Consider the following 22,452-nt stretch of genomic DNA (forward strand, 5'->3'; position numbering starts at 1 on the left):
CGAGAGGCCGTCGCCCCGGTGGCGCTGCCCGGCCGGCGGGCCGAGATCGACTCCTCCTATCTCTTGACTCCTGGAGGGCCAAGTGCCGAACTGGACGCTCAGTGACGGGGACCTGGAGGCGGCGCTCGCCCTCTCCGCGACGGGAGAGCTCACGCTGGAACTGCGGCACGCCGATCGGGTCGTGGTGGAGCCGTCCCGGCTCGGCCTCCGCGCCGCGCACGAGGACCTGGGGGAGGGACTGGAGTTCGCCGGGCTGTCCGAGCGGCGGGTCGAGGAGTCCTACCAGACGGTGACCGGCAAGCGGCGCGAGCACCGGTACGTGGCCAGGGAGTGGACGCTGTCGTTCACCAAGGGCGGGCACCGGCTCGACCTGCAGGTTCGCATCGGCGGGCACGGTGTGGCGTACCGGTACGTGGTGCCGTGGACGGGGCCTGTCACCGTGATAGACGAAATTTCGGAATATGTCGTGCCGGCCGATGCCCGCGCGGTCCTGCTCCCGTACGAGAACGGCCGCTGCGACTACGAGGAGATCCACCGGCACGCCACGGTCGCGACCGCCGAGCCCATCCTGTACGGCTACCCGTCGCTCTTCCAGACCGGCGACACCTGGCTGCTGATCACCGAGTCGAACCTGGACAGCGGCTACGCCGGCTCCCGCCTGCGCTTCGACGGCCGCTCCTTCCGCCTCGACCTGCCCGACCCGTACGTGACCGCGGCCAGCCCGCTGACCACCCCCTGGCGCACGACGATCATCGGCGACCTGGCCACGATCGTGGAGAGCGATCTGGTCACCAGCCTCGCCGCGCCCTCCCGCGTGGAGGACACCTCGTGGATCAAGCCGGGGGCCGCCGCCTGGTCGTGGTGGTCCGACGGCCCCTCCACCCGCGACCTGGACGCCCAGAAGCGCTGGGTCGACTTCGCCGCCGCCCACGGCTGGCCGTACCTGCTGGCGGACGCCGGCTGGAACAAGGAGTGGATGCCCGAGCTGATCGCCTACGCCCGCGACCGGGGCGTCGGCGTCTGGCTCTGGTCGCACTGGCAGCACGTCGACACCGAACTGGAGCACCGCGAGAAGCTCGCGCTCTGGAAGGAATGGGGCGCGGCCGGCGTGAAGATCGACTTCACCGAGTCCGACGGCCAGGACCGGATGCGCTGGTTCGACGCGATCCTCGCGGCCACCGCCCGGCTCCAGCTCATGGTCGTCTTCCACGGCGGCACGATCCCGCGCGGCACCGAGCGCACCTGGCCGCAGTTCATGACCGCCGAGGCCGTCAAGGGCGCCGAGTGGATCAAGCCGAAACCCGGCAAGGAGCCGCTCTACCCGGCCACCCACTACCTGTCGCTCGCGTTCACCCGCAACGTGCAGGGGCCGATGGACTTCACGCCGTGCACGTTCACCGGGGTGCGGGCCATCTCGGCCGGGTTCGAGCTCGCCCTGTCGGTGCTCTTCGAATCCGGCATCCAGCACTTCGCCGACTCCATCGAGGCCTACGAGGCCGGGCCTGAAGCGCTGCGGCTGCTGTCGGCCGTCCCCGCCGCGTGGGACGAGACGCGGCTGCTGTCCGGCGACCCCGCCGACCACATCGTGCTCGCTCGCAGGAGCGGCGGCGAATGGTACGTCGGCGCCGGCGTGTCGGGCGAGGCCCGCACGCTCACCGTGCCGCTCGGCTTCCTCGGCGACGGAACGCGCGGGGAGTGGACGGCCGAGATCTACCGGGACGCCCCGGGCGACCGGATCCTCACCGAGACGGTCACCGTCTCCGCGGGGGACAAGCTCGACCTCGCCGTCGCCCCCAACGGCGGGTTCACCCTCCACTTCAGGAGAGAGATCTCATGACGAAGAACCACCCCGGCGTCCTAGCAGCCTCATTTTCACCCTCATGGCTGCTGCACGTGCCAGCCTTGGCCGCATTCTGGACCCTGCGCTGGAGCCCCAGCCTGTCGCTGGAGCCACCAGCAGCTTTACGCACATCGCTCAGGGCAACTGCACCCTGCCTGGGGAGAGGGGGCTTGCTCTCGAGACTTCCGACTGGATGCCGGACGACCGTAGCGTTCGGGCGGTTGACAGCGCCCCAGGCGGCATGCCGCCCGCGATGGAGTGACGGTCGATATCGGGCCAGGAGCCGTTTCCCGGTCGCTCGGTGCCTTCGACCCCGCCCATCACTCAGCCGTAACCGTAGCATTACCCAGCGACACTATGCAGGCTTTCTCTCCGTCCGCTACTGGGACGAGGCCGAGCAGACCCATGAGGTCGGCAACACCAACCTCAACCCGATCCAGGGCAAGTGGGTGAACACCACCTTCGAGTTCAAGGCCGCCGACAACGGCTACCTGCGCTGGACGCTCAAGGACGGCTCCACCACGCTGGTGGACAAGCGCCTGGACGGCACCGACCTGTGGCGGGGCGACGACGAGTACCTGCGCCCCAAGTGGGGGATCTACCGCAGCATCAACAGCTCCGGCCTGCAGAACACCTACCTCCTGATCAGGAATCTCCAGGCCCACCAGCTCACCGGCAGCGCCGAGGCCCCCTCCTCCCAAGAGGCCGAGCAGGGCGCCGGCAGCGCCCGCTCCTTCAACGACAGCGCCAGCGCGCCCGATCTCGACAAGGTGACGACTCAGTGAGAAAGCACGGCCCGCGGCTGGCGGGCGCCCTGGCGGCGATGGCGCTGATCCTGCAGACCGCACCGGCGGCCCAGGCGGCCGAGCCCGCCGAGCCCACCGCCGGGGCGGCCCGCTGGGAGCCGCGGTGGAACCCGAGCCCGTGGCGCGACGGCGTCGGCGCGTTCGAGGCGCTGGAGGACGATCGGCGCGGCTCGCACCCCGAGGGCCAGCCGCACGTCTACGTCCAGGGCAACGCCTGGCGGTTCGACGCGCACCTGGAGGACCGCGACGGCTCCGACCGCATGCGCAACGAGGTCCGCGGCATGAAGGCCGCCGACGGCCGCCCGCTGGAGATCCGCAAGGACGAGACCTGGCGGATCACGTACCAGATGTACATCCCCGACACCCTCGACGCGACCACCAGCTTCACGCACATCTGGCAGCTCAAGAACTCCGACATCGGCACCCCGGTCGCGCAGGTCTCGCTGCCGGTGGTGAACGGCGTGCCGAAGATCGCGGCCCGCTACTGGACGCTGGAGGACAACAAGTCCCACGACTTCGCCACGGCCGACCTGGCGCCGATCCAGAACAAATGGGTCAGCACCACCATCGAGTTCAAGTCCGGCGACGACGGCTACATGCGCTGGGTGCTGCGGGACGGGTCGCGGACGATCGTCGACCAGAAGGCCGAGGGCATCGACCTGTGGTGGACGAAGGAGCAGTACAACCGGCCCAAGTGGGGCATCTACCGCAGCATCCGGAGCGCCGGGCTGCAGGAGACGTACCTGCTGGTCAAGGACCTCAAGGCGGAGCAGCTCGGGCCGGCCACGCCGCCGGTGAAGCTCCCGCCGCCGGACCGCGGCCCAGGAGCGTATGAGGCCGAGCGGGCCGGCAACATCTGGGAGGGCGCGGCCGAGCCCGCCTACTGCGCCGTCTGCTCCGGCGGGCGCAAGGTGATCCTCATCGGCGGCAACGTCTACGACTACGCCGTGATCAGAGGCGTGCTGTCGGAGACCACCGGGACCAGGCAGATGACCGTGCACGCGCTCGTGGACGGCTCGCAGACGTTCTCGGTCAGCGTCAACGGCGGCGACGCGATCCAGGTGCCGATGACCGGCACCGCGGACGAGGTGACCACCGCGACCGTGCCGGTGAACCTGGTCGCCGGGGTCAACACCATCCGCTTCTACAGCCACACCGCTCGCTCGCCCGAGCTCGACAAGGTGGTCATCGGCGCATGAGAAACGACTTCAGCAGGCGCGCCCTGCTGGCCGGGGGCGGCGCGCTGGCGCTGGCCGCGGCGGCCGGCGCGCGGCCCGCGAACGCCACGCCGACCTGGCAGTCCCGCCTCGTGCGTTACGACCGGCACGGACGGCTGGCCTACGAGCAGGACGCCGAGGGCAACCGCGTCCCCGACTTCAGCCACGCCGGCTACCGCAACGGCGAGCGGCCCATCCCGCACGTCCCGGTGGTCAGGACCATCCGCCCGGTGGCGGGCGACAACACCGCCCACATCCAGGCGGCGCTCGACGCGATCGGCGCGCTGCCCCGCGAGCGGCGCGGCGCCCTGCTCCTGCTGCCCGGCGTGTATCCGGTGGCGGGCACCCTGTACGTGCGGGCGAGCGGCACGGTGTTGCGCGGTGTGGGCGACGGCGACGACCCGGCGGCCAACACGATCATCAAGGCGACCGGCAACGACCCGAAGAACCGCGACGTGATCGTGGCCGGCGGCGTCGCGGGCGGCGGCTGGACGGGCGAGGTGGCGGGCACCCGTACCGAGATCACCACCGGGTTCGTGCAGGTGGGCGCGCGTGAGTTCGAGGTGGCGAACCCGGGGGCGCTGCGCCCCGGCAACAACATCGTCATCACCCACCCCTGCACCGAGGAGTGGCTGAAGGCCATCGACTACGGCGGTCACGACGTGGGGCCGCCGTGGAAGGTCGGCGAGCACCCCATCATCTACAACCGCTACATACGCGATATTTCAGGCAATGTCGTGAAGATCGATGTGCCGGTCTTCAACCACCTCAACCGCGCACACGCCACGTCCTTCCTCTACACATGGGACAGGGCCGGGCTCGTCACCCAGGTCGGTGTGGAACGGCTGCGCGTGGACATCGAGTATCACGGCGACCCCGAGCAGGACGAGGACCACGCCTACAACGCGATCGTGCTGCTGCGCACCGAGGACTCGTGGGTGCGGGACTGCACCATGCTGCACTTCACCCAGGCCGGCGTCGCCACCCAGGAGACCACCCGCGCCACCGTCGAGAACTGCCGGGCGATCGACCCCGTCAGCATCGTGACCGGCAGCAGGCGCTACAACTTCAACACCTACGTCTACTCCCAGCAGGTGCTCTTCCGCGACTGCTACGCCTACAAGGCCAGGCACGCCTTCGTCTCCAACGGCCACAGCACGGTGTCCGGCGTCGTCTTCCTGCACGGCACGTCCGAATACGCCCTCAACTCCAGCGAGGGCCACCGCCGCTGGTCGCAGGGCCTGCTGTTCGACGGGCACAAGGACGTGGACCCGCACTACGACTACACGCTCGGCCTGTACAACCGGGGCCGCTACGGCACCTCGCACGGCTGGTCGGCCGCCCACTCGGTGGCCTGGAACTGCGACGTGTCCACCAGCCGGCTGATCGTGCAGAAGCCGCCGACCGCGCAGAACTACGCGATCGGCTGCCACGGCACGGTCACCGGCGACGGCCCCTTCCAGCAGCCGGCCGGCTACATCGAGGGCGCCAACCAGCCGGGACTCGCCCCGTCCTCGCTCTACCAGGCCCAGTTCCTGGACCGGCTACGCGGTGGTCTCCAGTCGTAGCAGCCCGCCCTCGGGCACGGTGACCTCCACCGGCCCGGGGGCCAGCCGCACGAGCTCGTCGCCCTCGGTGCGGCCCCGGCAGTCGAAGACCGTGGCGCGGGCCGTGGCGGGGCGGGAGACCTGCAGGAGCACGTCGGTGGAGGCGTCGCCGTTGGCCAGCCACAGCGTGCCGGCGGCCGGGGCCGCCACGGGCATCGGCGCGTACCTGGCGGTGATCACCGTGTCCCCGGAGCGGGCCGTCACCTGCGGGTAGGCCAGGTCCGGCCGGGCCGGCGTGAAGTCGCCGCGCTGCAGCACGCCGGCCTGCTCCCGGAAGAACGCCAGCCAGAACCGCAGCGCCTCCGCCTGCGCGGGGGTCTGCGCGGTCAGGTCGACCGAGATCTGCGGCACCGCGAACAGCACGTTGATGAGCTGCGTCGCGACCCGCTGCGGGCTCTCGTCCGGGTGCCACATCAGCATGTCCGCGTGCACGGCCAGCGGCCCGGCGATCAGCCGCAGGTCCACGGTGCGCTGGCGGTTGTGCGCCGGGCTGAGCGGGCAGTCGGAGGCGCGGATCATGGTGGCGTACGGCCACAGGCCCGGGCTCACGTACGGCTGCCGCAGCTCGACCAGGCAGTCCTTGGGCAACTGGGCCAGGAGTCTGCGCACGCCCTCGTTCACCGTGGCGCAGTCGGCCTCGGGGCCCGGCTCCGGCGGGTCCTCCACGGCGAACTGGTCGATAAAGTCGATCTTGAGGCCGTCCATGCCCCATTCCGTGACCGCCCGCGCCAGGTGGCCCGCCAGCAGGTCCCGGACGAGCGGGTAGCGCGGGTCCACGATGGCGGCGTTCATGTGCTCCTTGTACGCCAGCGTGTACGGCCGCACGCGGTCCCAGAGCGTGGTGTGGCGGCCGACGAACGGCAGGGCGTACCAGAGCAGGTAGGCGAGCCCTTCACCGCGAACCTTCGCCACATGCCCGGCGATGTCGGGGAAGGAGGTGGGGGAGGGCTCCCACTCGCCGACGTACCCGTAGCCGCGGCCCCGGTCGTCGCTGTGCCAGCCGTCGTCCACGATGATCGCCTGGCAGCCCAGCCCGGCCGCCGGGCCCGCCTGCCGCTCCACGCTCGCCGCGTCGACGTGCTGCTGCATGGCGTACCAGGTGGAGTAGGCGGGCATCCGCGCCACGTCGGGGACGTCGCGGCCCAGGCCGTGCAGCGTGCCCCACCAGTCCGCCACGCCGGCCAGCGTCGTCGCGAAATGCCGGCGGGACAGGTCGATCCGCAGCAGCAGGCCGGTGCCGGGCGCGGCCTCGTGCTCCACCCAGAACCCGAACTCGCCGGTCTCCTCCACCACCCCGGTCCGCGTGCGCACGGGCTTGACGACCTCGCCGGCCGCGAACGTGCACAGGGCCACGTCTCCGGTGCCGACCAAGCACCCGACCGGCGCGTTCTTCTCCAGCGCGGCCGTGCGCGGCCGGCGCCAGAAAGGCGGCAGCCCGCGATGCTCGCCGCCGTCGGCCGCCCAGAAGGCGGTCGCGTCCACGCACGGCACCCGCCAGGCCACCCGCACGTCGGCCGGCCGGTCCGGGGTGACCCGTAACTCCAGGACGCCTGGCGTCTCTTCCTGGGCCGTCCAGGACAGCCCGGCCGCGGACGTGCACGTGAGCTCCAGCCCGGCCGCCGCGATCCGCACCTCCTCCGGCCGTCCCGCCTGATCATGTGGCTGCCAGATACCGGGGGCCGCAGTCACCGTCGCTCCCTTCCCATTGGCCTCACTCCGCGAGGCGGGCTCGGTCGCCATATGCCGTCGCCTTCCCCCGCTCTGGTCGCTCCGCTCCCGCCGCGCCTCCAGGCGACGGCACTCCCTCGCGGCTGAAGAGGGTCTGGATGGCGACCGCGGCGGCGCCGCGGGCCCACTGCTCGAACGTGCGCGGCCGCAGCAGCAGGCGGCAGTCGGCCGCCGCGCCGAACGCCTGGGCCGCGAACGCCCGGTTGAGGTGCTCTTCGAACAGGTCGTAGGAGGCCAGCCCGCGCACGTCGCCGGTCACGATGATCCGCTCGGGGCCGAAGAGGTTCGCCATCGCGGCCATGGCCAGGCCGATGGCGTGCCCCGCCCGGGCGAACACCTCCCGCGCCGCCCGATCCCCGGCGTGCGCGACGTCGATGGCGGCGTCGATGTCCATGGAGGCGTCGCCGGTGGCCGCGCGCACCGCCGCCACGAGGGGCGCGGTCCCGGCGATGGCCTCGACGCAGCCGCGACCGCCGCAGTGGCACTCGGGCTCGTCACCGCCGACCGGGATGTGGCCGATCTCCCCGGCCACGCCGTGCGCGCCGGCCACCACCCGGTCGTTCACCACCAGCCCGCACCCTATTCCGATCCCCACGGTGACCAGCGCGAACGACGACGCGCCCACCCCGTCGCCGAACCACTGCTCGGCCACGGTGAGCGACTTGACGTCGTTTTCGACGGTGACGGTCAGTTCGGTCGCCTCGGCCGCGAGCCGCGCCAGCGGCACCTGCCGCCAGCCCAGAAAAGGGGAGTAGCGCACCAGCCCGTGCGCCTTGTCCACGTCGCCCGACACGGCCAGGCCCAGCGAATGGCAGCGCTCGCCGTAGGCCGGGTCGGCGGCGAGCAGCTCGGCGACCAGCTCGGCCAGCTCCTGGACCACGCCTTCCACCGAGGTCGTGGTCAGCCTGCGGTGCGCCGAGGCCACCGGCTCGGCGCGCAGGTCGGTGACCACGCCGATGAGCTCGTCGTCGGTGATCTTCACGCCGGTGAAGAACTCCCGGTCCGGTCTGATCGTCAGCGGGCTGGCCGGGCGCCCCGCGCCGGGTCCCGTACGCTCGGTGGCCGCCAGCTCCTGCAGGTAGCCTGCCTCGATGAACGGGCGGGCGGCCTTGGTCACGGCGGCGGACGACAGGCCGCTGCGCCTGGCGATCTCCACGCGGGAGACCGGGCCCTGGGTGAGCACCATGGTGAAGACGGTGGCCTCGGCGCGGGTCGTGGTGGTGAGCCGTGGGGGCATGGCGGCAATAGTAGCAGTAATTAACTTCGTCAAGAATTGAATTCGACCGAGGGCAAGCCTAGTGTCGCGGTCATGCGATTGGTGACCTCCGCGGACCGCAGATGGGTGTTGCGTACCCTGTCCACCAGCTACGTCATCGCCCTGGCCGGCGACGACGCGCCCTGCTGCCTGCACTGGGGCCCTGCGCTGACCGCAGAGCAGGCCGAAGCGCTGTCCGCGCCCGCCGCGGCGGCGGGCAGCAGCTTCGACAGCGTGGCGGCCTGGGGCGAGGAGCTCCGCACCGAGGCGGGCGCCCGCTTCGAGACGCCGTCCCTGCAGCTCGCCTTCCCCGGCGGCGACCGGGGGATCGACTGGCGGTACGAGGGGCACGCCGTCGACGGCGGTCACCTGACGCTCCGCTTCGCCGACCGGCGCCACCCCTTTCGCATCGAGCTGCATTACCGGGTGCACGCCGGCAGCGACGTGATCGAGCGGTGGACAGTTCTGCGTCCCGAGGCACCGGTGACCGTGCTGCGGTGCGATTCGGCGGCTTGGAGCGTTCCGCAGCTCGGCGGCTACCGGCTCAGCCACGTCAGCGGCGGCTGGAGCGCCGAGCACGCGCTCCGGCGTACCGAACTCGCGGCGGGGGAGACCACCCTCACCAGCAGGCGCGGCGTGAGCGGCCACCACGCCGGCCCGTGGCTCATGATCGACGCGGGGGACGCGACCGAGCAGCACGGTGAGGTGTGGAGCGGGGCGCTGGCCTGGAGCGGAAGCTGGCGCATCACGCTGGTCCGCACCCCTGACGGGCGGGCGGGCTGGACCGGCGGGTTCGGCCACGAAGGCCTCTCCTGGCGGCTGGAGCCGGGCGAGGAATGGGTCACCCCGGTCTTCGCCGGGCTCTACGCTCCGGGCGGATTCGGCGAGGCGAGTCGCCGCTGGCACGACCACGTCGCCCGCCACGTGCTGCCCGCGCCCGCCGAGCCGCGCCCGGTCGTCTACAACGCCTGGGAGGCCGTGGGCTTCGACGTCAACGAGGCCAACCAGAGGGAGCTGGCCCGGCTGGCCGCGCGGGCGGGCGCGGAGGTGTTCGTCATGGACGACGCCTGGTTCGGCGGGCGTACGAGCGACGGCGCGGGCCTCGGCGACTGGCGGCCGAACCGCGACCGCTTCCCCGACGGGCTCGGCCCCCTCGTCGACGAGGTGCACCGGCTCGGGATGCGGTTCGGCCTGTGGGTGGAGCCCGAGATGGTCAACCCCGACAGCGACCTCTACCGCGCCCATCCCGACTGGGTGCTGCACACGCCGGGCCGCCCGCACACGCTGCTGCGCAACCAGCTCGTGCTGAACTTCGGCCGGCCCGAGGTCGCCGACTGGGCGCACAAGTGGCTGCACGAGCTGGTCGGCGAGCACGGCATCGACGTGCTGAAGTGGGACTGCAACCGGGCCTTCACGGAGGTGGGCCAGGACCGGCTGTGGATCGACCACGTCAGGGCGGTCTACTCGATCATGGACCGGCTCCGGGCCGACCATCCGCACCTGCGCATCGAGGCGTGTGCGGGCGGCGGCGGCCGCACCGACCTGGGCATCCTGGCCCGCACCGACCAGGTGTGGACCTCCGACAACACCGACGCCCACGACCGCATCGCCATCCAGCGCGGCTTCAGCCAGGTCTATCCCGCGCGCGTCATGGCCGCCTGGGTGACCGACAGCCCCAACCCGCTCACCGGCCGCGCCGTCCCGCTCCGCTTCCGCTTCCACGTCGCGATGGCCGGAGCCCTCGGACTCGGCGGCGACCTGGCGCGATGGAGCCCGCAAGAGCTCGCCGAGGCGGCCGAGCTGGTCGCCGTCTACAAGGACATCCGGCCGGTGGTCCAGTTCGGGACGCTGTGGCGGCTCCCGTACGGAGTCCAGTACGTCCACGACGACCGGGTGGTCGTGCTCGCCTGGCGCGGACCGGCGGAGCTCGGGCCCTACGGGACGCCGCTGGTCCCGCTGCGGCCGGCGGGGCTCGACCCGCACGCCCGCTACCGCGACGAGGACACCGGCGCCCTGCACCATGGGGCCGTGCTCATGTCGGCGGGGCTCCCGCTCGACCTGGGCGGCGGCGGCGACTACGCCAGCGCCCTGGTCCGGCTACGCGCGTGCTGAAGCGTCACCCCTGGCCTTCGAAGTCACCGGCCCTGGCGAAAGAGGCGTCAGCCAACGGGCTCCGCTCCCGACTATGGCTGTTGTGTGGCGATTGTATGGCCGCTTGGAGCACATTTGATCTCAAGGGAGGAGGTCCCTCAAGATCGAGCGCTACCTGATGGTCTTCCGGGGTGGCGACGGTTCTCCGTCCCCGCCTCCCTCCTAGGCGGAAGGCTCGCCGTCCCCGCTTCCCTCCTGTGCGGGGAAGGTTCGACGCCCCCGCTCCCCGGGTCGAGGTGCCGCGACGCGGCACCTCGACCATGGGGTCGCCGGCCGGGGCGGCGACCAGAGTGGTCAAGAGCCGGAATCTTCCTCCATCAGCTCCAGGTGGGGAGGCACCAGCGTGGTCGACTCCACCAGCCCTCTGAGCAGGTTGTGCAGCAGATTGTCGGAGGGGCCGCCGGCCGCCTTGTCATGGAGCACCGGGTACGGGAAGCCGCCGGCGTGCAGGCGGCGGCGGACAGCCTCGATCTTGTTCTCGATCCTGCGCTCCCGCCAGCGGCCATGGGGACGCAGGTAGGCGAGCTGCTCGGCGGCCTGCCGGTACGACAGCGGGCTCGGGCTCTCCTCATACAGCAGGTAGCGCTGGCCCAGGACGACCAGGAGCAGGCGCTCGTCGTCGTTGAGCGGCCAGATCTTGGGCGGCAGCGTGACGTCCGCGCGACGCGGCGTCCGCGCGTCGTCGTGGCCCGCCACGTACAGCTCCACCAGGTGCTCCCGGTGACCAGAGCCGCGCACGAACACCGGCGTGTAGCCCGCGTCCAGGGGGACCGGCTCGGTCGTGATGTGCATCAGCCGGCCACGGGGCAGGCGCAGGAGCTGCTGCCCGGTGTTCCGCAGCCACCACCGGCGCCCGTCATAACTCACCTCGCCGTGCCGGCGGCTCACCCGCAGGTCGTCCCGCCCGAGGCTGAGATCGACCGCGGGCGGCTCGCCGCGGCCGAACCGGATGGCCGCACCGGGGCTCGGCGGGGCCTCGACGGCGCCCGTGACCGTACGCGCGTGGAGCGTGCCCGGCGGGGCGGGGTCGATGCCGCGGGCGAGGCTGTAGTGGAAGTTCATGGTGAGGTTGCTCCTACGATCTCCCGGCTCCCTTTCTGCGGATGGCCATTCGAACCTATCGATCGACAGATCGAATACACACCGTTTCATCCGATCAAGTCGCCCGGGACCGGTCCCCGCAGCCCCAGTGCACACTCAGCCCGTGCCGTTCCCCACCGCACTGAGGAGGATCATGCCCCGCGTCGTCACCACTGCCCTGGTCATCGCCGCGTCCGTCGCCGGCGGACTCGCGCCGGCCGCCGTTCACCCGTCCGCGTCCGCCGCCGCCCCCATGTCCGCCCCCATGTCCGCCCCCATGTCCGCAGCCGCCCGTCCGAACCTGCGTGCCTGCTACGACGGCAACTGCAAGATCACCCTGACCAAGCGTGTGTCGTTCCGGGTCAGCTCCCGTTTCGGCATCACCAAGCTGTCCATCGGTTTCACCGGGGACGGCGTGACCCTGAGGGGCACGGGCCCGAGCGTGAGCGCGGGAGCCTATTTCAGCAAGGGCTCGTCGGGGTCGATCAACGGCATCAGGGTCCGGATCGTCTCGCTGTCGTCGAGCAAGGCAGTGCTCCGCCTGACCCCCAAGCGCTGACGGCCCATCAGGCGCGATCGGTCGCGTCGCGCAGGAGCAGCACCGCGACGTCGTCCGTACGCTGCTCGCCGGCGACCGGCTCGATGAGGATCTCCGCCAGCTCGTGCAGGGACCGGCCGTGGCACAGGCTGAAGCGTTTGGCCAGGCCGTTGATGGCCTCCCCCAGGTCCAGGCCAGGGTGCTCGATGAGGCCGTCGGTGTAGAGGGTCAGCACCGAGCCGGGCGGCAGGGCCAGGTCGGAGGTGACGTACTGGGCCTCCGGGTCGATGCCCAGCAGCAGCCCCGGCGACGTGTCGATGACCTGGGTGGCCGCCCCCGGGAGGCTCAGCAGCGGCGGCAGGTGGCCCGCGCTGGCCAGGCAGGCGGTGTGCCGCTCCAGGTCGAGGCTGACGTACAGGCAGCTCGTGAACCGGTCCGGGGCCAGCTCGGTGAGCAGCCGGTTGGTGTGCGCGAGCACCTCGCCGGGATGGGCGCCCGCGCTCACGTGGGCGTGGATGGCGGTACGCACCTGCCCCATGAGAGCGGCGGCCGTGACATCGTGGCCCTGCACGTCGCCGATGACCGCGGCGGCCTGGGTGTCGCTCAGCCGGATGAGGTCGTAGAAGTCGCCGCCGATGTCCATTCCCGGGGTGGCGGGCAGGTAGCGCGCGGCCAGGTCCAGTCCGGGGATCTCGGGCAGCGTGTGCGGCAGCAGGCTCGCCTGCAGGCACTGGGCGAGCTGGTGCTTGACGTCGTAGAGCCGGGCGCGCTCGAACGCCTGCGCGATCAGCCCGGCGAGCGCCGTGAGGTTGGCACGCTCGTCGGCGGTGAAGCTGTGGGGACGGTCGTAGGCGAGGATGCACGTCCCGATGGGCCGACCGGACGTGATCAGCGGGAGGAAGGCCCACGCGGACATGTCGTCGGAGCGGACGGCGTCCGGGTAGGCCTGGCGGAGCTCGTCCCAGGTGGCGAAGAACGCCGGCTTGCCGCCGTCGAACGCGCGCCCTACGGGGGCCGGCAGGATCACCGGGCGGCCGTCGAACTCCTCGACCGCCTGCCGGCTGTAGCCGTGCGAGGCGACCACCTGCATCCGGCCGCCGTTCGAGGTGAGGATGGCCAGGGCCTGGATGTTGTAGACCGGCATGACGTGGTCGGCGACGAGGTCGGTCACCTCCTGCGCGGTCACCGCCCTGGCGAGGGTGCTCGCCAGATGCAGCATGTCGTGCAGCGCGATCATCCGCGTGGACCGCCCGGCGCCGGTGTCCGGGGCGACGCGGCCGGGGCCGCGGGCCGCCATGCTGGGGATGATGCGTACGGTGACGCCGGTCAGGCCGGGATGGAACTGGAAGATCAGCCGCCGGCCCGAGGGGTTGCGGACGGTGAAGGAGGTGGTCTGCCTGCTGAAGACCGCGGCCCGGAAACGGTCTTCGTACGCGGCCTCCTCCAGCCACGGCAGCCGCTCCCACAGGCGGCTGCCCAGCAGTTCGGACGGGCTGCTGACGAGCAGGTCGGCGGCCGATGTGGTGATGAGGGTGGCGCACCCCTCCATGTCGAGGGAGCAGTATCCCTCCGGCAGCCGGTTGAGGCAGTCGAGCTCGGCCAGGTCCAGGGGCGAGTTCGCGGCACGCGGCGGATGCGGTTCCAGGACGCGCGGCACCGGCCCGGAGACGATCGGGTGGCCCAGGTCGGCCTCCTGCCGGAGCACCTCGCCGAGCTGCGCGCAGGTGGTTTCGATGACGTCGACCTGGTGCGCGCTGAGCCGGGACATGCGGCCGGACGGCCAGCACAGCACGAACCCGCCCCAGAGCTCCGCGCCGCACAGGATGGGGGCGCAGAGGAGCGCGAAAGGGTACGGCAGCGACACAGCCGCCGACGGGAACCTGCGGGCCATCCTCTCCCGGTCGGGGAGCCACACCATCCGCCGCTCGCGCACCGCCAGGGCGATCGGCACCGGATCGTTGGTCCTGACCCTGGCCCAGGCCCTGGCCACGGGCGCGGGCAGCCCCAGCTCCGCCTCCATCATCAGGACGTCGCCGCCGTCCCCCAGGATGTAGACGGTGCCGATGTGCGCCCCCGTGCCGGCGACCGCCTCGACCAGCAGCTTGTCCAAGCGAGACGAGCCACTCGCCGCGCCTCGGTCCGGGGTTGTCTCGTCCCGCACCGTGTCAGCCTGCCTTGTTCACGAAAAGTGAGCACGACAATCGCCCAAAACCCCCCATGTGGGCAGAATACAGGCAGATATGTCACAAATTGCTTACCTTATGCGAGCGTGAACGGCATTTGGTCCCTCGTTTTGCGCTGCATTTCCTTATAGAGGGCCGCGGATCGCGTACGTGCGGCGAGAGGGCCCATTCGCCGCGTCGTTCGCCGGAGTCACTCCTCCGGCGGCGTCTCGGCCAGGACCCGCTGGGCGACCGCGAAAGCGGCGTTGGCCGCGGGCACGCCGCAGTAGACGGCGGTCTGCAGCAGCACCTCGCCGATCTCGTCCGGGGTGAGCCCGTTGCGGAGCGCGGCGCGTACGTGCATGGCCAGCTCGTCGAGATGGCCATGGGCGACGAGCGCGGTGAGCGTGACACAGCTGCGGGTGCGCCGGTCCAGGCCCGGGCGGGTCCAGATCTCGCCCCAGGCGTAGCGGGTGATGAAGTCCTGGAAGTCCCTGGTGAACGGGGTCGTGCGGGCGATCGCCCGGTCGACGTGCGCGTCCCCGAGCACCTCCCGCCGCACGCGCATGCCGGGTACGGCGGGCAGGTGCGCCAGGAGCGCGGCCGTCACGCGCTCGGGCTGGTCGACCCCGGCCTGATGGGCGGCGCCCGCGATCTCCATCAGCGTGGCGCCGGCGATGCCGTCGGCCAGTTCCCTGGCGTGGGCGGGAGGCGTTGCCGGATCCTCCCGGCCGGCCACGACCAGGGTGGGCGCCTTGATCGCGGCCAGCGAATCCCGCAGGTCGTAGGCGGCCAGCGCGTCGCAGCACGCGGCGTACCCCTCGGGGTCGGTGGCGGTCAGATCGTCCAGCAGCGCCTCGTCAGGGGGACCCGCGAACCAGCGCCCCGCCGTGGCCGCCCGCAGCGGCCCGGTGCCCTGGTCGCGAACGAGCCGCGCCCGCTCCCGCCATCCCTGCGGCTCGCCGAAACGGGCGGAGGAGCAGATCATCGCCAGGGACCGCAGCCGCTCCGGGTGCCGGACCGCCAGGGTCGCCCCGATCGCGCCGCCGATGGAGACACCGGCGTAGTGGAAGGCGCCGAAGCCCTCCGCGTCGGCCACCTCCAGCACCATGCGGGCCAGGTCGTCGACGGTGCGCAGGAGGACGCGCGGCGAGCCGCCGTGGCCGGGCAGGTCGAACCTGAGCACCCGGAAGGTCCGCGCCAGCGCTGGGAACTGCGGGTCCCACAGCCGCATGGAGGTGCCGATGGACGGCCCGAGGATGAGCGGCTCCCCGTTCGCGGGTCCGTCCAGCCGGTGCTGCAACATTGTCACTCCTCCTCGAGTGCCCTGTCGACGAGTGCGCCTGCCGACCCCGCGGAGCCGGACACGGTGCGGTTGGCGCGCATGCGTTCGGGATGGACGCGCAGGTCCGCCAGCAGTTCCGCGGCGTCGCGGGCGGCGCCGGACACCAGGCGGAGCGCCTCGCGCAGCGGCTGCCATTCGGCGTGCCAGGCGCCGGAGGGCCGCTCGTCCTCGGCGCAGAGCGAGCCGTACAGGATCGCGGCCAGCGCGGGCACCTGGCGGGCCGCGGCGGCGATCATCGTGGCCCTGACCGGGTTGTGCTTGTGCGGCATGGACGACGAGCCGCCCCCGACTCCTTCGGACAGCTCGCCGATCTCGGTACGCGACAGCACGAGCACATCGGCCGCCGGCTTGGCCAGCGCCCCGGCGGTGAACGCCAGGGCGCCCGCCAGATCGGCGACGGGCGTGCGCAGCACGTGCCACGGCAGCACGGGCTCGGCCAGCCCGGCCTCGGCCGCGAACCGCGCCACGAGCCGCAGCCCGAGGTCGCCCCCCGGCTCCCCGGAGCCGGGCCCGTCCGCGGGCTGGAAGGCAGCCAGGGTGCCGGCCGCGCCGCCGAGCTGGGCCGGGAGCGCCTGCCGGGCGGCGAGCAGCCGGGCGCGGGCATCGACGGCCAGCTTGCGCCAGCCCGCCGCCTTGAGGCCGAACGTGGTGGGCACGGCCTGCTGGGTGAGCGTCCGCGCGGCCATCGGCGTGTCGCGGTGCTCGGCCGCCAGCCTGGTGAGCGCGGCCACGACCCGATCGACATCGGCCAGCACCGGGCCCAGGGCGCGGTGGGCGACCAGCATGAGCGCGGTGTCGACGATGTCCTGGCTGGTCGCGCCCCGATGGACGTGCCCGCCGTACGGGCCGGCGGCCTTACGGAGATCCTCCACCAGCGGGATCACCGGGTTGCCCCCGGAACGGGCGCGGACGACCAGGCCCGGCAGGTCGAACGCCGAGGCCCGCGCGGCGGCGGCCACCGCCTCGCCCGCCTCCGCCGGCGCCAGGCCGAGCGCGGCCTGCGCCCGGGTCAGCGCGACCTCGGCGTCCAGCATCGCCCGCAGGACGGCGGCGTCACCCGTCTGCTCGGCCCCGCCTCGCATGGGGGACAGCAGCCCCAGATCCGCGCCACCCACTGCCGAAGCCGGCCCGCCGGGCGTCCCGGCCACGCCACTGTCGGTTCCGGGTGCGTCACCCGAAGTCAAGGAAGACCGTCTCCTTCTCGCCCTGCAAACGGATGTCGAACCGGTAGACGCCCTCGCGCTCCGCCACGGCCACCAGCGTCTCCCGGCGGTGCGCCGGCAGCGAGTCGAGGAAGGCGTCCCGGCCGAAGTAGATGCGGGTGTAGAGGTGGTGGAGCAGGCCGCGGGCGAACACGCAGACGCTGATGTACCCGTTGCCGGGCCGCAGCGTGCGCAGCGTCCAGCGGCCGTCGGCGTCGGTGGGCACCCGGCCGAAGCCGGTGAAGTCGACCCCGTGCCGGCCGATGACCGCGCCGGTCACCGGGTCACGCCGCAGCGTCCCCGGCGCCCCCGACAGGTCGCCCGCCGGGTCGGCCTGCCAGAACTCCAGCAGCGCGTCCGGCACCGGCTGGCCCGCGCCGTCGTAGACGTAGCCGTGCACGACGATCCCGCCCCCATCGTTCAGCGGGGCGATGTCGCCCCCGCCGGGGAACGGCAGCGCGTAGCCGTAGAACGGGCCCACGGTCTGCGAAGGGGTGGGGTTCATCGGCCCTCCTCCATCCAGGTCGCGGCGGGTCCGTCCAGCACGATGTCCCACCGGTAGCCGAGCGACCACTCCGGCGCGGACAGATCATGATCGTACGCGGCCACCAGCCGCTGCCTGGCCCGCTCGTCCGTCACCGAGTGCAGCACCGGGTCGTACGGGAACAGCGGGTCGTTCGGGAAGTACATCTGCGTGACCAGCCGCTGCGTGAAGGCCGTGCCGAACACCGAGAAGTGGATGTGCGCGGGCCGCCAGGCGTTGACGTGGTTGCGCCACGGGTACGCGCCGGGCTTGATCGTGGTGAAGCGGTAGCGGCCCTCGTCGTCGGTCAGGCAGCGGCCCACGCCGGTGAAGTTGGGGTCGAGCGGCGCGGGATGGTCGTCCCGCTGGTGCAGGTAGCGGCCCGAGGCGTTGGCCTGCCAGACCTCCACGAGCTGGCCGCGTACCGGACGACCGGCGCGGTCCAGGACCAGCCCCTCCACGGTGATCCGCTCGCCGAGCGGCTCGCCCAGATGCTGCTTGGTCAGGTCCGCGTCCAGCGCGGTCACGTCCGTGACGCCGAAGACCGGCCCGGACAGCTCGGCCGCCTCCGGGTCCTCCAGCGCCACCAGCGGCTGCTTGGGGTGCCGCAGCACGCTGCTGCGGTAGGGAGCGAAGTCGCGCAGCGGCTGGTTCGCCTCCTCGCCGTCATGGGCCTTGTGCAGCTCGGCGATCTCGCGATCGATGTCGGCTTGGGTGAGGGGTGTCGTCATTGCGCCTACCTTTCCAGGACGACGGCCAGGCCCTGGCCGACGCCGATGCAGAGACAAGCCAGGCCGGCGCCGGAGCCGGCCGCGGCCAGCCGATGCGCCACGGTGCCGGTGAGACGGGCGCCGGAGGCGCCGAGAGGGTGGCCGAGCGCGATCGCGCCGCCATCCGGGTTGACGATGGCGGGGTCGAGGTCCGGCAGCTCGGCCAGGCAGCCGAGCACCTGCGCGGCGAAGGCCTCGTTGAGCTCGAACGTCGCCAGGTCGCCGAACGCCTTGCCGGCCTTGGCCAGGGCCCGGCCCGCGGCCTCGACCGGGCCGAGGCCGAAGTAGCGGGGTTCGAGGGCGCTGGCCGCGCACGCGGTGATCCGCGCCAGGGGCTCGCGGCCGCGCAGCCCGGCCTCGTCGGTGAGCAGCAGCGCCGCCGCGCCGTCGTTGAGCGGCGAGGAGTTGCCGGCGGTGACTGTGCCGTTCTTGCGGAAGACCGGCTTGAGCCGGGCCAGCGCCTCCATCGAGGTGTCCTCGCGGATGCCCTCGTCCCTGGTCAGGCCGCCGATGGGGACGATCTCGCGGGCGAAGGACGCCTTGGCCGCCTTCTGGTGGCTGGCCAGCGCGTACGCGTCCTGCTCCGCTCGCGAGACGCCGTGCTTGTCGGCGATCAGCTCCGCGCCCTCGCCGAGCGGCACGGTGTGCTCGGCCGGCATCTTCGGGTTGACCAGTCGCCAGCCGAGCGTGGTGGAGACCAGCTCCTGCCCGCCTGCTGGGAAGGCCTTCTCCGGCTTGGGCAGCACCCACGGCGCGCGGGTCATCGACTCCACCCCGCCCGCGATCACGGTGGAGGCGTCGCCGAGCGCGATCATCCGGTACGCCTGCACGACGGCCTCCATGCCGGACCCGCACAGCCGGTTCACGGTCGCGCCCGGCGTGGTGACCGGCAGGCCGGCCAGCAGCGCGGCCATGCGGGCGACGTTGCGGTTCTCCTCGCCGGCGCCGTTCGCGTTGCCGAAGATCACCTCGTCGGCGGTGTGCTGGTCGTTGCGCTCGGCGATCGACGCGATGACGTGCGCGGCCAGATCGTCGGGGCGGATGCCGGCCAGCGCCCCGCCGTACCGGCCGAACGGCGTGCGGACGGCGTCCACTACGTACACGGCTCTCATGACAGCACCTCGGCTTCCGTACGGTCGCGCAGCTCTTCCAGGCTCACCCCGGGCGCGGTCTCGACCAGCCGCAGCCCTTGCCCGGTGACGTCGAGGACGCCCAGGTCGGTGATGATCCGGTGCACGCAAGCCTGCCCGGTGAGCGGCAGCGAACACTCCTTGACGATCTTCGGTGTGCCGTCCTTCGCGGTGTGATCCATGATCACGATGACCTGGCGGGCGCCGTGGACCAGGTCCATCGCCCCGCCCATGCCCTTGATCAGCTTCCCCGGCACCACCCAGTTGGCCAGGTCGCCGCGCGCCGAGACCTGCATCGCGCCCAGCACCGCCACGTCGATGTGCCCGCCGCGGATCATCCCGAACGACAGCGAGGAGTCGAAGAACGCCGCCCCGGGCCGCACGGTCACCGTCTCCTTGCCCGCGTTGATCAGGTCGGGGTCGACCTCGGCCGCGGCCGGGTACGGGCCCACGCCCAGGATGCCGTTCTCCGAATGCAGGATGACGTCCACGTCGGGCGGCAGGAACGACGGGATGCGCGTGGGCAGCCCGATGCCGAGGTTGACGTAGTCGCCGTCGCGCAGCTCGGCCGCCGCGCGGGCCACCATCTCGTCCCGTGTCCAGCTCATGGGCGTGTGGTCCCTCGTGTCGAAGGCGCGGAAATCGTACGCTTCTCGATCGCCTTGTCGGCGGCCTGCTCCGGAGTCAGCGCGACGACGCGCTGGACGAACACGCCCGGCAGGTGCACCTCGTCGGGGTCCAGCTCGGTGAGCTCCTCCACCTCGGCGATCGTGATCCGCCCGGCCATCGCCGCCAGGGGGTTGAAGTTCCTGGCGGCCTTGTTGAAGACGAGGTTGCCGTGCCGGTCGCCCTTCGCCGCCCGCACCAGCGCGAAGTCCGTCCTGATGCCGTACTCGAGCACGTACTGCCTGCCGTCGAACTCGCGCACCTCCTTCGGCGGCGAGGCGAGCGCGACGGAGCCGTCCGGGTTGTGGCGCAGCGGCAGCCCGCCGTCGGCGATCGGGGTGCCGACCCCGGCCGGGGTGTAGAAGGCGGGGATGCCGCTGCCGCCCGCGCGCAGCCGCTCGGCGAGGCTGCCCTGCGGGGTGAGCTCCACCTCCAGCTCGCCGCCGAGGTACTGCCGGGCGAACTCCTTGTTCTCGCCGATGTACGAGGCGGTGACGTGGGCGATGCGCCCGGCCGCCAGCAGCACGCCGAGACCGCCGCCGTCGACGCCGCAGTTGTTCGACACGACCGCGATGCCGGTCACCCCGGTCCGGTATAGGGCCTGTATCAGGACGTTGGGGATGCCGCTCAGACCGAAGCCGCCGACCGCGAACGACGCGCCGTCACGCACGTCTGCGAGGGCTTCTTCGGCGGTGGCGACGACCTTGTCTCTCCGCACGACGCTCCAGGTGTTCGCATAGTGAACTTTTGTCCACTATCGTGTTGCCGAGAGTATCCGTAATGAGCAGCCCTCCTGTCAAAGGACGTCCGCGGATCGAGGGAGTCGATGGAACCCACCGGAACCCCGGAAACCGCCGGGACCTTGGAACGCGGCCTCACCGTGCTGCGCGTGCTGGCCGGAGAGCCGCGCCGGCGCATGGGCGCGACCGACCTGGTCCGCGCGACCGGCCTGGCCAGGTCCACGGTGGACCGCGTGCTCGCGACGTTCATCCATCTCGGCTACGTCCGGGCCGAGGGCCGCGACGTGGTGCCCGCGCCCCGCCTCATGGAGCTGGGCGAGGCGTACCTGGCCTGCGGCGGCCTGCGCGACGTGCTGTCGCCGCCCGCGGAGCGGCTGGCGGAGGCGCTGGACGAGTCGGTGTCGCTGGCGGTGCGGGACGGTGCCGGCGTCCGCTTCATCGCCCAGTTCACCCGTCGGCGCACCATGTCGGTCGCCTTCCGGGTCGGCGACCTGCTGCCCGCCAGCCGGTGCGCGGCGGGGCTGGCGCTGCTCGATCCGGCCGCGCCGTGGGCCGTGGACGACCAGCTCGTGGAGCCGGGGCTGGTGGCGGTCGCGGTGCCCGTACGAGGCCCGGACGGCACGCCGCTCTGCGCGGTCAGCGTGGTCAGCCACACCAGCCGCCACACCGCCGCCGGCCTGCGCGAACACGCCCTGCCCCGGCTGCTCGAGGCCGCCGCGGAGATGGAGGCCGCGCTGGCGGGACCCGCGCCCGGGCCGAAGCGGGAAATGGCGGCCGTGGACGCCTCGCGCGCGACCAAGAAGGAACTGGGCGCGGGCTACCTGCAGTCGCTGGCGCGCGGCCTGGCCGTGCTGGTGTCGCTCGGCGCGGCGCCCGGCGGCTCCACCCTGGCCGACGCCGCCAGGGCCACCGGCCAGCCGCGGGCGACCGTACGGCGCGCGATCCAGACCCTGGAGCGGCTCGGCTACGTGGCCGCCGACGGCGCCCGCTTCGTCCTGCTGCCCAAGGTCCTGGAGCTCGGCTACGCCCACCTGTCCGGCCGCGCCTTCCGCGAGGTCGTGCAGCCGCACCTGGCGGACCTGGTGGCCCGCGTCCACGAGTCGGCCTCGTTCGCCGTGCTGTCCGGCGACGACATCGTTTACCTGGCCCGGGTGCCGACCGAGCGGATCATGAGCGTCGACATCACCGTCGGCACCCGCTTCCCCGCGTACGCGACCTCGATGGGCCGGGTCCTCTTGGCAGGACAGCCGGCCGAACGGCTCGACGGCATCACCCCCAGGCCGCTCTCCCGCCACACCATCACCTCGCCCGCCGAGCTCAAGGCCGCCGTCCGCCAGGCGGCCGCGGACGGCTACGCCCTGGTCGACCAGGAGCTGGAGGAAGGCGTACGGTCGATCGCGGTGCCCATCAGGGACCGCGAGGGACGCGTGGTCGCCGCCGTCAACGTCGCCACCCACGCCAGCCGCGCCACCCCCGCCGACCTGGTACGCGACATCCTGCCCGCGCTCAGGGAGACCGCCGCCCGCATGGCGGCCGACCTGGCGTACATCCACGGCCCGGCCTGGAACGGCTCCCTCCCCGAGGCCGCCCGCCTCACCCGCTGACGCTGACACCTGCCAGGCCACCTGGAAACCGGGCGGACGGCTCGTTCGTTGTGCAAGGTGACGGTAGATCATCGGCTTTCTGGAGTCG

General features: G+C 72.3%; 18 protein-coding genes. 7 read left to right on the forward strand and 11 right to left on the reverse strand.

The features are described from left to right. Window positions 1–82: 82 nt before the first annotated feature. The 4 genes from ACTMTI_RS34835 (at window position 83) to ACTMTI_RS34850 (ending at window position 5,431) form a co-directional block, all read left to right on the forward strand. Window positions 83–1,837, forward strand: coding sequence for a glycoside hydrolase family 97 catalytic domain-containing protein (locus ACTMTI_RS34835; RefSeq protein ID WP_441124919.1), 1,755 nt, complete (start codon window positions 83–85; stop codon window positions 1,835–1,837). A gap of 452 nt (window positions 1,838–2,289) precedes the next feature. Further along, on the forward strand, window positions 2,290–2,625 hold the full coding sequence (locus ACTMTI_RS34840) for a hypothetical protein (protein ID WP_441124920.1): 336 nt from the start codon (window positions 2,290–2,292) through the stop codon (window positions 2,623–2,625). Next, entirely contained in the window at window positions 2,622–3,845 is a 1,224-nt protein-coding gene (locus ACTMTI_RS34845) for a hypothetical protein (protein WP_441124921.1), read from the forward strand. Before ACTMTI_RS34840 ends, ACTMTI_RS34845 begins: the two co-directional genes overlap by 4 nt. Next, window positions 3,842–5,431, forward strand: a complete 1,590-nt coding sequence (locus ACTMTI_RS34850; protein ID WP_441124922.1) for a hypothetical protein — start codon at window positions 3,842–3,844, stop codon at window positions 5,429–5,431. Before ACTMTI_RS34845 ends, ACTMTI_RS34850 begins: the two co-directional genes overlap by 4 nt. On the opposite strand, the gene ACTMTI_RS34855 is transcribed toward ACTMTI_RS34850, so the two are convergent. Next, window positions 5,408–7,159 (reverse strand): glycoside hydrolase family 36 protein, encoded by a 1,752-nt coding sequence (locus tag ACTMTI_RS34855; RefSeq protein ID WP_441124923.1) that lies wholly within the window; start codon window positions 7,157–7,159, stop codon window positions 5,408–5,410. The genes ACTMTI_RS34850 and ACTMTI_RS34855 overlap by 24 nt on opposite strands. 22 nt (window positions 7,160–7,181) lie before the next feature. Continuing rightward, entirely contained in the window at window positions 7,182–8,435 is a 1,254-nt protein-coding gene (locus ACTMTI_RS34860; RefSeq protein WP_441124924.1) for an ROK family protein, read from the reverse strand. Between the two features lie 72 nt (window positions 8,436–8,507). Between ACTMTI_RS34860 and ACTMTI_RS34865 the strand changes: the two genes are divergently transcribed. Continuing rightward, complete coding sequence (locus ACTMTI_RS34865) at window positions 8,508–10,565, forward strand: alpha-galactosidase (protein WP_441124925.1); 2,058 nt, start codon at window positions 8,508–8,510, stop codon at window positions 10,563–10,565. A gap of 333 nt (window positions 10,566–10,898) precedes the next feature. Here the strand turns inward: ACTMTI_RS34865 and ACTMTI_RS34870 are convergent, their stop codons facing one another. Further along, a complete protein-coding gene (locus tag ACTMTI_RS34870; protein ID WP_441124926.1) occupies window positions 10,899–11,666 on the reverse strand; it encodes a hypothetical protein in 768 nt (255 codons plus the stop codon). 172 nt (window positions 11,667–11,838) lie between these two features. On the opposite strand from ACTMTI_RS34870, the gene ACTMTI_RS34875 reads away from it, so the two are divergent. Continuing rightward, on the forward strand, window positions 11,839–12,243 hold the full coding sequence (locus ACTMTI_RS34875; RefSeq protein WP_441124927.1) for a hypothetical protein: 405 nt from the start codon (window positions 11,839–11,841) through the stop codon (window positions 12,241–12,243). A 7-nt stretch (window positions 12,244–12,250) separates the two neighbouring features. Here ACTMTI_RS34875 and ACTMTI_RS34880 read toward each other — a convergent pair whose 3' ends face one another. The 8 genes from ACTMTI_RS34880 to ACTMTI_RS34915 form a co-directional block, all read right to left on the reverse strand. Continuing rightward, a complete protein-coding gene (locus tag ACTMTI_RS34880; protein WP_441124928.1) occupies window positions 12,251–14,332 on the reverse strand; it encodes a SpoIIE family protein phosphatase in 2,082 nt (693 codons plus the stop codon). Window positions 14,333–14,595: 263 nt separating this feature from the next. Continuing rightward, window positions 14,596–15,690, reverse strand: coding sequence for a bifunctional 3-oxoadipate enol-lactonase/4-carboxymuconolactone decarboxylase PcaDC (gene pcaDC / locus ACTMTI_RS34885; RefSeq protein ID WP_441124929.1), 1,095 nt, complete (start codon window positions 15,688–15,690; stop codon window positions 14,596–14,598). A gap of 2 nt (window positions 15,691–15,692) precedes the next feature. Then, window positions 15,693–16,913, reverse strand: coding sequence for a 3-carboxy-cis,cis-muconate cycloisomerase (gene pcaB / locus ACTMTI_RS34890; RefSeq protein WP_441124930.1), 1,221 nt, complete (start codon window positions 16,911–16,913; stop codon window positions 15,693–15,695). Next, window positions 16,900–17,436 (reverse strand): protocatechuate 3,4-dioxygenase subunit alpha, encoded by a 537-nt coding sequence (gene pcaG, locus ACTMTI_RS34895; RefSeq protein ID WP_441124931.1) that lies wholly within the window; start codon window positions 17,434–17,436, stop codon window positions 16,900–16,902. The genes pcaB and pcaG overlap by 14 nt, the downstream gene beginning before the upstream one ends. After that, window positions 17,433–18,185, reverse strand: a complete 753-nt coding sequence (pcaH, locus tag ACTMTI_RS34900) for a protocatechuate 3,4-dioxygenase subunit beta (RefSeq protein WP_441124932.1) — start codon at window positions 18,183–18,185, stop codon at window positions 17,433–17,435. The genes pcaG and pcaH overlap by 4 nt, the downstream gene beginning before the upstream one ends. Window positions 18,186–18,190: 5 nt before the next feature. Beyond that, the gene (locus tag ACTMTI_RS34905; RefSeq protein ID WP_441124933.1) at window positions 18,191–19,336 is read right to left on the reverse strand and encodes a thiolase family protein; all 1,146 of its coding nucleotides are present in this window, start codon (window positions 19,334–19,336) and stop codon (window positions 18,191–18,193) included. After that, entirely contained in the window at window positions 19,333–19,962 is a 630-nt protein-coding gene (locus tag ACTMTI_RS34910) for a CoA transferase subunit B (RefSeq protein ID WP_441124934.1), read from the reverse strand. The genes ACTMTI_RS34905 and ACTMTI_RS34910 overlap by 4 nt, the downstream gene beginning before the upstream one ends. Further along, window positions 19,959–20,738 (reverse strand): CoA transferase subunit A, encoded by a 780-nt coding sequence (locus ACTMTI_RS34915; RefSeq protein ID WP_441124935.1) that lies wholly within the window; start codon window positions 20,736–20,738, stop codon window positions 19,959–19,961. Before ACTMTI_RS34915 ends, ACTMTI_RS34910 begins: the two co-directional genes overlap by 4 nt. Window positions 20,739–20,846: 108 nt before the next feature. On the opposite strand from ACTMTI_RS34915, the gene ACTMTI_RS34920 reads away from it, so the two are divergent. Then, window positions 20,847–22,364, forward strand: a complete 1,518-nt coding sequence (locus ACTMTI_RS34920) for an IclR family transcriptional regulator domain-containing protein (RefSeq protein WP_441124936.1) — start codon at window positions 20,847–20,849, stop codon at window positions 22,362–22,364. Window positions 22,365–22,452 lie beyond the last annotated feature (88 nt).

Source organism: Nonomuraea sp. H19, assembly GCF_052068215.1.
GTDB lineage: Bacteria > Actinomycetota > Actinomycetes > Streptosporangiales > Streptosporangiaceae > Nonomuraea.